Below are 11,122 nucleotides of genomic sequence, written 5' to 3' on the forward strand. Positions count from 1 at the left end.
AGTCGCTGAAAACGACACGACGAACTTTGAAAACTGAACGATGAGGCAAAAAACGTATCTTCGGATACAAACAATGAATGAAGCGCAAGCTTCGTCAACGTGACTTCGGTCACACAACGAGCAAGTCAAACACTTTATGGAGAGTTTGATCCTGGCTCAGGACGAACGCTGGCGGCGTGCCTAATACATGCAAGTCGAGCGCAGGAAGCTCACGGAACTCTTCGGAGGGAAGTGAAGGGAATGAGCGGCGGACGGGTGAGTAACACGTAAGGAACCTGCCCCAAGGATTGGGATAACTCCGAGAAATCGGAGCTAATACCGAATAGTTCTTCAGACCGCATGGTCTGATGATGAAAGGCGCTCCGGCGTCACCTTGGGATGGCCTTGCGGTGCATTAGCTAGTTGGTGGGGTAATGGCCCACCAAGGCGACGATGCATAGCCGACCTGAGAGGGTGATCGGCCACACTGGGACTGAGACACGGCCCAGACTCCTACGGGAGGCAGCAGTAGGGAATCTTCCACAATGGACGAAAGTCTGATGGAGCAACGCCGCGTGAGTGATGAAGGTTTTCGGATCGTAAAACTCTGTTGTAAGGGAAGAACAAGTACGAGAGGTAATGCTCGTACCTTGACGGTACCTTGCGAGAAAGCCACGGCTAACTACGTGCCAGCAGCCGCGGTAATACGTAGGTGGCAAGCGTTGTCCGGAATTATTGGGCGTAAAGCGCGCGCAGGCGGCCTTTTAAGTCTGATGTGAAAGCCCCCGGCTCAACCGGGGAGGGTCATTGGAAACTGGAAGGCTTGAGTACAGAAGAGAAGAGTGGAATTCCATGTGTAGCGGTGAAATGCGTAGAGATGTGGAGGAACACCAGTGGCGAAGGCGACTCTTTGGTCTGTAACTGACGCTGAGGCGCGAAAGCGTGGGGAGCAAACAGGATTAGATACCCTGGTAGTCCACGCCGTAAACGATGAGTGCTAGGTGTTGGGGGGTTTCCGCCCCTCAGTGCTGAAGCTAACGCATTAAGCACTCCGCCTGGGGAGTACGGCCGCAAGGCTGAAACTCAAAGGAATTGACGGGGACCCGCACAAGCGGTGGAGCATGTGGTTTAATTCGAAGCAACGCGAAGAACCTTACCAACTCTTGACATCCCCTTGACCGCTTGAGAGATCAAGTTTTCCCTTCGGGGACAAGGGTGACAGGTGGTGCATGGTTGTCGTCAGCTCGTGTCGTGAGATGTTGGGTTAAGTCCCGCAACGAGCGCAACCCCTATCCTTAGTTGCCAGCATTCAGTTGGGCACTCTAGGGAGACTGCCGGTGACAAACCGGAGGAAGGTGGGGATGACGTCAAATCATCATGCCCCTTATGAGTTGGGCTACACACGTGCTACAATGGACGGTACAAAGGGCAGCGAGACCGCGAGGTGGAGCCAATCCCAGAAAGCCGTTCCCAGTTCGGATTGCAGGCTGCAACTCGCCTGCATGAAGTCGGAATCGCTAGTAATCGCAGGTCAGCATACTGCGGTGAATACGTTCCCGGGTCTTGTACACACCGCCCGTCACACCACGAGAGTTTGCAACACCCGAAGCCGGTGAGGTAACCGCAAGGAGCCAGCCGTCGAAGGTGGGGTAGATGATTGGGGTGAAGTCGTAACAAGGTAGCCGTATCGGAAGGTGCGGCTGGATCACCTCCTTTCTAAGGAAAACGTCCCTTACGGGACATGCCCATCGTTCAGTTTTGAGAGCTCGTCTCTCAGTCTCGCAAGAGACACTCGCACCTTGAAAACTGAAGACATCAACAAGACATCAAATTTTTATAACCATGTCATTAGACGTGTGTTCTTAGAATACCAAAATGCTAGATCAAGGTATGAAGGGCGTACGGTGGATGCCTTGGCACTAGGAGCCGATGAAGGACGCGACGAACAGCGATATGCTTCGGGGAGCAGTAAGTATGCTTTGATCCGAGGATTTCCGAATGGGGGAACCCACCATCCGTAATGGGATGGGACATGTTACATGAATACATAGTGTAGCGTGAGGCAGACCCGGGGAACTGAAACATCTAAGTACCCGGAGGAAGAGAAAGCAAATGCGATTCCCTGAGTAGCGGCGAGCGAAACGGGAACAGCCCAAACCGGAGAGCATGCTCTCCGGGGTTGTAGGACACTCTATACGGAGTCAAAAAGGAAGACAGTAGGTGAACGACCTGGAAAGGTCGGCCGAAGAAGGTGACAGCCCTGTAGCTGAAACTGTTTTCCCTCCAGAGTGGATCCTGAGTACGGCGGGACACGTGAAACCCCGTCGGAATCCGGGAGGACCATCTCCCAAGGCTAAATACTCCCTAGTGACCGATAGTGAACCAGTACCGTGAGGGAAAGGTGAAAAGCACCCCGGAAGGGGAGTGAAATAGATCCTGAAACCGTATGCCTACAAGTAGTCAGAGCCCGTTAATGGGTGATGGCGTGCCTTTTGTAGAATGAACCGGCGAGTTACGATAGCGCGCGAGGTTAAGCTGATGAGGCGGAGCCGTAGCGAAAGCGAGTCTGAATAGGGCGCCATAGTGCGTTGTCGTAGACCCGAAACCAGGTGATCTACCCATGTCCAGGATGAAGGTCAGGTAACACTGACTGGAGGTCCGAACCCACGCACGTTGAAAAGTGCGGGGATGAGGTGTGGGTAGCGGTGAAATGCCAATCGAACCTGGAGATAGCTGGTTCTCCCCGAAATAGCTTTAGGGCTAGCCTCGAGGTTGAGAGTTCCGGAGGTAGAGCACTGATTGGACTAGGGGCCCCCACAGGGTTACCGAATTCAGTTAAACTCCGAATGCCGGCAACTTATACTCGGGAGTCAGACTGCGAGTGATAAGATCCGTAGTCAAGAGGGAAACAGCCCAGACCGCCAGCTAAGGTCCCAAAGTGTATGTTAAGTGGAAAAGGATGTGGCGCTGCCTAGACAGCTAGGATGTTGGCTTAGAAGCAGCCACCATTCAAAGAGTGCGTAATAGCTCACTAGTCGAGTGGCGCCGCGCCGAAAATGTAACGGGGCTAAACATACCACCGAAGCTGCGGATTCCGTAAGGAATGGTAGGGGAGCGTTCCAAACCGCTGTGAAGCTGTACCGTAAGGAGCAGTGGAGCGTTTGGAAGTGAGAATGCCGGTGTGAGTAGCGAAAAGAGGGGTGAGAATCCCCTCCGTCGAAAGCCCAAGGTTTCCTGAGGAAGGCTCGTCCGCTCAGGGTTAGTCTGGACCTAAGCCGAGGCCGAAAGGCGTAGGCGATGGATAACAGGTTGATATTCCTGTACCACCGATCCACCGTTTGAACAATGGGGGGACGCAGGAGGATAGTGACGCATGCGGATGGAAGTGCATGTGTAAGTTTCGAGACCGTCTGATTGGCAAATCCGTCAGGCACCAAAGTCGAGGAACGATGCGGAGTCCCGTAGGGACGAAGGTCACGATTTCACACTGCCAAGAAAAGCCTCTAGTGAGGTGGAAGGTGCCAGTACCGTAAACCGACACAGGTAGGCGGGATGAGAATTCTAAGACGCGCGGGATAACTCTCGTTAAGGAACTCGGCAAAATGGTCCCGTAACTTCGGGAGAAGGGACGCTCTACATGAGTAGAGCCGCAGTGAATAGGCCCAAACGACTGTTTAGCAAAAACACAGGTCTCTGCTAAATCGCAAGATGACGTATAGGGGCTGACGCCTGCCCGGTGCTGGAAGGTTAAGGGGATGGGTTAGCGCAAGCGAAGCTTTGAACCGAAGCCCCAGTAAACGGCGGCCGTAACTATAACGGTCCTAAGGTAGCGAAATTCCTTGTCGGGTAAGTTCCGACCCGCACGAAAGGCGTAACGATTTGGGCACTGTCTCAACGAGAGACCCGGTGAAATCATAGTACCTGTGAAGATGCAGGTTACCCGCGACAGGACGGAAAGACCCCATGGAGCTTTACTACAGCCTGATATTGAGGCTTTGTGCATGATGTACAGGATAGGCGGGAGACGTCGAGACCGGAGCGCCAGCTTCGGAGGAGTCACCCTTGGGATACCGCCCTTCATGCATAGAGTCTCTAACTCGCAGCCGTCATCCGGCTGGAGGACCGTGTCAGGCGGGTAGTTTGACTGGGGCGGTCGCCTCCTAAACAGTAACGGAGGCGCCCAAAGGTTCCCTCAGAATGGTTGGAAATCATTCGTAGAGCGCAAAGGCAGAAGGGAGCTTGACTGCGAGACCTACAAGTCGAGCAGGGACGAAAGTCGGGCTTAGTGATCCGGTGGTTCCGCATGGAAGGGCCATCGCTCAACGGATAAAAGCTACCCTGGGGATAACAGGCTGATCTCCCCCAAGAGTCCACATCGACGGGGAGGTTTGGCACCTCGATGTCGGCTCATCGCATCCTGGGGCTGGAGTAGGTCCCAAGGGTTGGGCTGTTCGCCCATTAAAGCGGTACGCGAGCTGGGTTCAGAACGTCGTGAGACAGTTCGGTCCCTATCCGTCGTGGGCGCAGGAAATTTGAGGAGAGCTGTCCTTAGTACGAGAGGACCGGGATGGACGCACCGCTGGTGTACCAGTTGTTCCGCCAGGAGCATCGCTGGGTAGCTACGTGCGGACGGGATAAATGCTGAAAGCATCTAAGCATGAAGCCCCCTCCAAGATGAGATTTCCCTTTGAGTAATCAAGAAAGACCCCTCAGAGACGATGAGGTAGATAGGTCACGGGTGGAAGCATGGCGACATGCGGAGCTGAGTGATACTAATCGGTCGAGGCCTTGTTCTAGCAGATGCATTGTTGATGACTTCAGTTTTGAGGGCGCGAGCCTTTCAAAAAAGTGCTTGACGTTATGGAAACATAATGTTAAGATCATAGATGTCTGGTGGCGATAGCCAAGTGGTCACACCCGTTCCCATGCCGAACACGGAAGTTAAGCACTTGAACGCCGAAAGTAGTTGGGGGCTTCCCCCTGTGAGGATAGGACGCTGCCAGGCGATACATATGGAGGATTAGCTCAGCTGGGAGAGCATCTGCCTTACAAGCAGAGGGTCGGCGGTTCGATCCCGTCATCCTCCACCATTTTTTATTACACTTGCCGGTGTAGCTCAGCTGGTAGAGCAACTGACTTGTAATCAGTAGGTCGCGGGTTCGACTCCTGTTGCCGGCACCATTTTCACCTTAAATATCATCATCGACCTTGAAAAAGTGTAGATGCTACCTTTTAACACCCTGCCGGGGTGGCGGAACTGGTAGACGCACAGGACTTAAAATCCTGCGGGGGTTTCCCCGTGCCGGTTCGATTCCGGCCCTCGGTACCATTTAAATTTCACTGTTTGATTAATTACCCCGCACCCTTAGCTCAGCTGGATAGAGTACTTGACTACGAATCAAGGGGTCGGGAGTTCGAATCTCTCAGGGTGCACTTTTCGGGAAGTAGCTCAGCTTGGTAGAGCACTTGGTTTGGGACCAAGGGGTCGCAGGTTCGAATCCTGTCTTCCCGACCATCTTCAATTTAATCCCTTAATGGGGCCTTAGCTCAGCTGGGAGAGCGCCTGCCTTGCACGCAGGAGGTCAGCGGTTCGATCCCGCTAGGCTCCACCATTTTTATGACGAACTTTGAAAACTGAACGATGAGGCAAAAAACGTATCTTCGGATACAAACAATGAATGAAGCGCAAGCTTCGTCAACGTGACTTCGGTCACACAACGAGCAAGTCAAACACTTTATGGAGAGTTTGATCCTGGCTCAGGACGAACGCTGGCGGCGTGCCTAATACATGCAAGTCGAGCGCAGGAAGCTCACGGAACTCTTCGGAGGGAAGTGAAGGGAATGAGCGGCGGACGGGTGAGTAACACGTAAGGAACCTGCCCCAAGGATTGGGATAACTCCGAGAAATCGGAGCTAATACCGAATAGTTCTTCAGACCGCATGGTCTGATGATGAAAGGCGCTCCGGCGTCACCTTGGGATGGCCTTGCGGTGCATTAGCTAGTTGGTGGGGTAATGGCCCACCAAGGCGACGATGCATAGCCGACCTGAGAGGGTGATCGGCCACACTGGGACTGAGACACGGCCCAGACTCCTACGGGAGGCAGCAGTAGGGAATCTTCCACAATGGACGAAAGTCTGATGGAGCAACGCCGCGTGAGTGATGAAGGTTTTCGGATCGTAAAACTCTGTTGTAAGGGAAGAACAAGTACGAGAGGTAATGCTCGTACCTTGACGGTACCTTGCGAGAAAGCCACGGCTAACTACGTGCCAGCAGCCGCGGTAATACGTAGGTGGCAAGCGTTGTCCGGAATTATTGGGCGTAAAGCGCGCGCAGGCGGCCTTTTAAGTCTGATGTGAAAGCCCCCGGCTCAACCGGGGAGGGTCATTGGAAACTGGAAGGCTTGAGTACAGAAGAGAAGAGTGGAATTCCATGTGTAGCGGTGAAATGCGTAGAGATGTGGAGGAACACCAGTGGCGAAGGCGACTCTTTGGTCTGTAACTGACGCTGAGGCGCGAAAGCGTGGGGAGCAAACAGGATTAGATACCCTGGTAGTCCACGCCGTAAACGATGAGTGCTAGGTGTTGGGGGGTTTCCGCCCCTCAGTGCTGAAGCTAACGCATTAAGCACTCCGCCTGGGGAGTACGGCCGCAAGGCTGAAACTCAAAGGAATTGACGGGGACCCGCACAAGCGGTGGAGCATGTGGTTTAATTCGAAGCAACGCGAAGAACCTTACCAACTCTTGACATCCCCTTGACCGCTTGAGAGATCAAGTTTTCCCTTCGGGGACAAGGGTGACAGGTGGTGCATGGTTGTCGTCAGCTCGTGTCGTGAGATGTTGGGTTAAGTCCCGCAACGAGCGCAACCCCTATCCTTAGTTGCCAGCATTCAGTTGGGCACTCTAGGGAGACTGCCGGTGACAAACCGGAGGAAGGTGGGGATGACGTCAAATCATCATGCCCCTTATGAGTTGGGCTACACACGTGCTACAATGGACGGTACAAAGGGCAGCGAGACCGCGAGGTGGAGCCAATCCCAGAAAGCCGTTCCCAGTTCGGATTGCAGGCTGCAACTCGCCTGCATGAAGTCGGAATCGCTAGTAATCGCAGGTCAGCATACTGCGGTGAATACGTTCCCGGGTCTTGTACACACCGCCCGTCACACCACGAGAGTTTGCAACACCCGAAGCCGGTGAGGTAACCGCAAGGAGCCAGCCGTCGAAGGTGGGGTAGATGATTGGGGTGAAGTCGTAACAAGGTAGCCGTATCGGAAGGTGCGGCTGGATCACCTCCTTTCTAAGGAAAACGTCCCTTACGGGACATGCCCATCGTTCAGTTTTGAGAGCTCGTCTCTCAGTCTCGCAAGAGACACTCGCACCTTGAAAACTGAAGACATCAACAAGACATCAAATTTTTATAACCATGTCATTAGACGTGTGTTCTTAGAATACCAAAATGCTAGATCAAGGTATGAAGGGCGTACGGTGGATGCCTTGGCACTAGGAGCCGATGAAGGACGCGACGAACAGCGATATGCTTCGGGGAGCAGTAAGTATGCTTTGATCCGAGGATTTCCGAATGGGGGAACCCACCATCCGTAATGGGATGGGACATGTTACATGAATACATAGTGTAGCGTGAGGCAGACCCGGGGAACTGAAACATCTAAGTACCCGGAGGAAGAGAAAGCAAATGCGATTCCCTGAGTAGCGGCGAGCGAAACGGGAACAGCCCAAACCGGAGAGCATGCTCTCCGGGGTTGTAGGACACTCTATACGGAGTCAAAAAGGAAGACAGTAGGTGAACGACCTGGAAAGGTCGGCCGAAGAAGGTGACAGCCCTGTAGCTGAAACTGTTTTCCCTCCAGAGTGGATCCTGAGTACGGCGGGACACGTGAAACCCCGTCGGAATCCGGGAGGACCATCTCCCAAGGCTAAATACTCCCTAGTGACCGATAGTGAACCAGTACCGTGAGGGAAAGGTGAAAAGCACCCCGGAAGGGGAGTGAAATAGATCCTGAAACCGTATGCCTACAAGTAGTCAGAGCCCGTTAATGGGTGATGGCGTGCCTTTTGTAGAATGAACCGGCGAGTTACGATAGCGCGCGAGGTTAAGCTGATGAGGCGGAGCCGTAGCGAAAGCGAGTCTGAATAGGGCGCCATAGTGCGTTGTCGTAGACCCGAAACCAGGTGATCTACCCATGTCCAGGATGAAGGTCAGGTAACACTGACTGGAGGTCCGAACCCACGCACGTTGAAAAGTGCGGGGATGAGGTGTGGGTAGCGGTGAAATGCCAATCGAACCTGGAGATAGCTGGTTCTCCCCGAAATAGCTTTAGGGCTAGCCTCGAGGTTGAGAGTTCCGGAGGTAGAGCACTGATTGGACTAGGGGCCCCCACAGGGTTACCGAATTCAGTTAAACTCCGAATGCCGGCAACTTATACTCGGGAGTCAGACTGCGAGTGATAAGATCCGTAGTCAAGAGGGAAACAGCCCAGACCGCCAGCTAAGGTCCCAAAGTGTATGTTAAGTGGAAAAGGATGTGGCGCTGCCTAGACAGCTAGGATGTTGGCTTAGAAGCAGCCACCATTCAAAGAGTGCGTAATAGCTCACTAGTCGAGTGGCGCCGCGCCGAAAATGTAACGGGGCTAAACATACCACCGAAGCTGCGGATTCCGTAAGGAATGGTAGGGGAGCGTTCCAAACCGCTGTGAAGCTGTACCGTAAGGAGCAGTGGAGCGTTTGGAAGTGAGAATGCCGGTGTGAGTAGCGAAAAGAGGGGTGAGAATCCCCTCCGTCGAAAGCCCAAGGTTTCCTGAGGAAGGCTCGTCCGCTCAGGGTTAGTCTGGACCTAAGCCGAGGCCGAAAGGCGTAGGCGATGGATAACAGGTTGATATTCCTGTACCACCGATCCACCGTTTGAACAATGGGGGGACGCAGGAGGATAGTGACGCATGCGGATGGAAGTGCATGTGTAAGTTTCGAGACCGTCTGATTGGCAAATCCGTCAGGCACCAAAGTCGAGGAACGATGCGGAGTCCCGTAGGGACGAAGGTCACGATTTCACACTGCCAAGAAAAGCCTCTAGTGAGGTGGAAGGTGCCAGTACCGTAAACCGACACAGGTAGGCGGGATGAGAATTCTAAGACGCGCGGGATAACTCTCGTTAAGGAACTCGGCAAAATGGTCCCGTAACTTCGGGAGAAGGGACGCTCTACATGAGTAGAGCCGCAGTGAATAGGCCCAAACGACTGTTTAGCAAAAACACAGGTCTCTGCTAAATCGCAAGATGACGTATAGGGGCTGACGCCTGCCCGGTGCTGGAAGGTTAAGGGGATGGGTTAGCGCAAGCGAAGCTTTGAACCGAAGCCCCAGTAAACGGCGGCCGTAACTATAACGGTCCTAAGGTAGCGAAATTCCTTGTCGGGTAAGTTCCGACCCGCACGAAAGGCGTAACGATTTGGGCACTGTCTCAACGAGAGACCCGGTGAAATCATAGTACCTGTGAAGATGCAGGTTACCCGCGACAGGACGGAAAGACCCCATGGAGCTTTACTACAGCCTGATATTGAGGCTTTGTGCATGATGTACAGGATAGGCGGGAGACGTCGAGACCGGAGCGCCAGCTTCGGAGGAGTCACCCTTGGGATACCGCCCTTCATGCATAGAGTCTCTAACTCGCAGCCGTCATCCGGCTGGAGGACCGTGTCAGGCGGGTAGTTTGACTGGGGCGGTCGCCTCCTAAACAGTAACGGAGGCGCCCAAAGGTTCCCTCAGAATGGTTGGAAATCATTCGTAGAGCGCAAAGGCAGAAGGGAGCTTGACTGCGAGACCTACAAGTCGAGCAGGGACGAAAGTCGGGCTTAGTGATCCGGTGGTTCCGCATGGAAGGGCCATCGCTCAACGGATAAAAGCTACCCTGGGGATAACAGGCTGATCTCCCCCAAGAGTCCACATCGACGGGGAGGTTTGGCACCTCGATGTCGGCTCATCGCATCCTGGGGCTGGAGTAGGTCCCAAGGGTTGGGCTGTTCGCCCATTAAAGCGGTACGCGAGCTGGGTTCAGAACGTCGTGAGACAGTTCGGTCCCTATCCGTCGTGGGCGCAGGAAATTTGAGGAGAGCTGTCCTTAGTACGAGAGGACCGGGATGGACGCACCGCTGGTGTACCAGTTGTTCCGCCAGGAGCATCGCTGGGTAGCTACGTGCGGACGGGATAAATGCTGAAAGCATCTAAGCATGAAGCCCCCTCCAAGATGAGATTTCCCTTTGAGTAATCAAGAAAGACCCCTCAGAGACGATGAGGTAGATAGGTCACGGGTGGAAGCATGGCGACATGCGGAGCTGAGTGATACTAATCGGTCGAGGCCTTGTTCTAGCAGATGATCTTGTTGATGACTTCAGTTTTGAGGGCGCGAGCCCGTCGTCTGGTGACGATAGCCAAGTGGTCACACCCGTTCCCATGCCGAACACGGAAGTTAAGCACTTGAACGCCGAAAGTAGTTGGGGGCTTCCCCCTGTGAGGATAGGACGTTGCCAGGCAAGTGAAGGACCGATCTGCATTTTGCAGGTCGGTCTTTTTGTGTATGCCAAATGAAAAGCCTAAATGGTTGCATTTCACTTTTAAGATGATTACTATTAAATCAAACAATAGTCAAAGATGGTCAGAGAGGTGGTGCCCATGCAAAACATCACAGATATCATCGAAGCCTATTTAAAGCAGATTTTACATGATGAGAAAAAAATTGAAATCAAACGCCAGGAAATTGCAGAACGTTTTGATTGTGTACCCTCACAAATCAATTATGTCATCAACACCCGTTTTACGGTTGAAAAGGGTTATTTTGTTGAAAGTAAACGTGGTGGCGGTGGGTATATCCGCATTCAAAAGATTGTCATTTTAGATAGTCATGATCTGTTAGATGAAGTCAGCCAATGGGTTGGAAACGATTTAACCGAACAAGCTGCAGAAGATTATCTGATTCGTTTAGTAAACGAGCAGCTGTTGACACGGCGAGAAGCGATTTTGATTCAATCGTTGTTGCAAAAGGAAAGTCTACCAATGGCACTTGAGGATCAACGCCGGATGCGGGCTCATTTGATGCAGACCGTCCTGCAAACCATTAAGCGACTGTGACACGGGAG

Annotated in this window: 1 protein-coding gene, 6 tRNA genes and 6 rRNA genes; all 13 read left to right on the forward strand. The window is 53.1% G+C overall.

Annotated features, from left to right (window positions below; genetic code table 11):
- Nucleotides 1-133: 133 nt before the first annotated feature.
- The 13 genes from HNY42_RS01740 (at nucleotide 134) to HNY42_RS01800 (ending at nucleotide 11,114) form a co-directional block, all read left to right on the forward strand.
- A 16S ribosomal RNA gene (locus tag HNY42_RS01740) occupies nucleotides 134-1,695 on the forward strand.
- Between the two features lie 165 nt (nucleotides 1,696-1,860).
- A 23S ribosomal RNA gene (locus HNY42_RS01745) occupies nucleotides 1,861-4,775 on the forward strand.
- Between the two features lie 93 nt (nucleotides 4,776-4,868).
- Nucleotides 4,869-4,984, forward strand: a 5S ribosomal RNA gene (gene rrf / locus HNY42_RS01750).
- Between the two features lie 9 nt (nucleotides 4,985-4,993).
- A tRNA-Val gene (locus tag HNY42_RS01755) sits at nucleotides 4,994-5,069 on the forward strand.
- Between the two features lie 15 nt (nucleotides 5,070-5,084).
- Nucleotides 5,085-5,160, forward strand: a tRNA-Thr gene (locus HNY42_RS01760).
- 61 nt (nucleotides 5,161-5,221) lie between these two features.
- Nucleotides 5,222-5,308, forward strand: a tRNA-Leu gene (locus HNY42_RS01765).
- A gap of 30 nt (nucleotides 5,309-5,338) precedes the next feature.
- A tRNA-Arg gene (locus HNY42_RS01770) sits at nucleotides 5,339-5,412 on the forward strand.
- Between the two features lie 5 nt (nucleotides 5,413-5,417).
- Nucleotides 5,418-5,494: transfer RNA gene (locus HNY42_RS01775), tRNA-Pro, on the forward strand.
- A 21-nt stretch (nucleotides 5,495-5,515) separates the two neighbouring features.
- Nucleotides 5,516-5,591, forward strand: a tRNA-Ala gene (locus HNY42_RS01780).
- A 122-nt stretch (nucleotides 5,592-5,713) separates the two neighbouring features.
- Nucleotides 5,714-7,275, forward strand: a 16S ribosomal RNA gene (locus HNY42_RS01785).
- 165 nt (nucleotides 7,276-7,440) lie between these two features.
- Nucleotides 7,441-10,355: ribosomal RNA gene (locus HNY42_RS01790) — 23S ribosomal RNA — on the forward strand.
- Nucleotides 10,356-10,403: 48 nt separating this feature from the next.
- Nucleotides 10,404-10,519: ribosomal RNA gene (rrf, locus tag HNY42_RS01795) — 5S ribosomal RNA — on the forward strand.
- Together the 16S, 23S and 5S rRNA genes with 6 tRNA genes alongside form the textbook arrangement of a ribosomal RNA operon.
- 139 nt (nucleotides 10,520-10,658) lie before the next feature.
- The gene (locus HNY42_RS01800; RefSeq protein ID WP_114597352.1) at nucleotides 10,659-11,114 is read left to right on the forward strand and encodes a CtsR family transcriptional regulator; all 456 of its coding nucleotides are present in this window, start codon (nucleotides 10,659-10,661) and stop codon (nucleotides 11,112-11,114) included.
- Nucleotides 11,115-11,122: the final 8 nt, after the last annotated feature.

The organism is Exiguobacterium sp. Helios (assembly GCF_014524545.1).
Taxonomy (GTDB): Bacteria; Bacillota; Bacilli; order Exiguobacteriales; family Exiguobacteriaceae; genus Exiguobacterium_A.

Excerpts from the sequence above, each read along its gene's own strand:
- HNY42_RS01800 (WP_114597352.1), top strand. The coding sequence starts at position 10,659 with ATGCAAAACATCACAGATATCATCGAAGCCTATTTAAAGCAGATTTTA.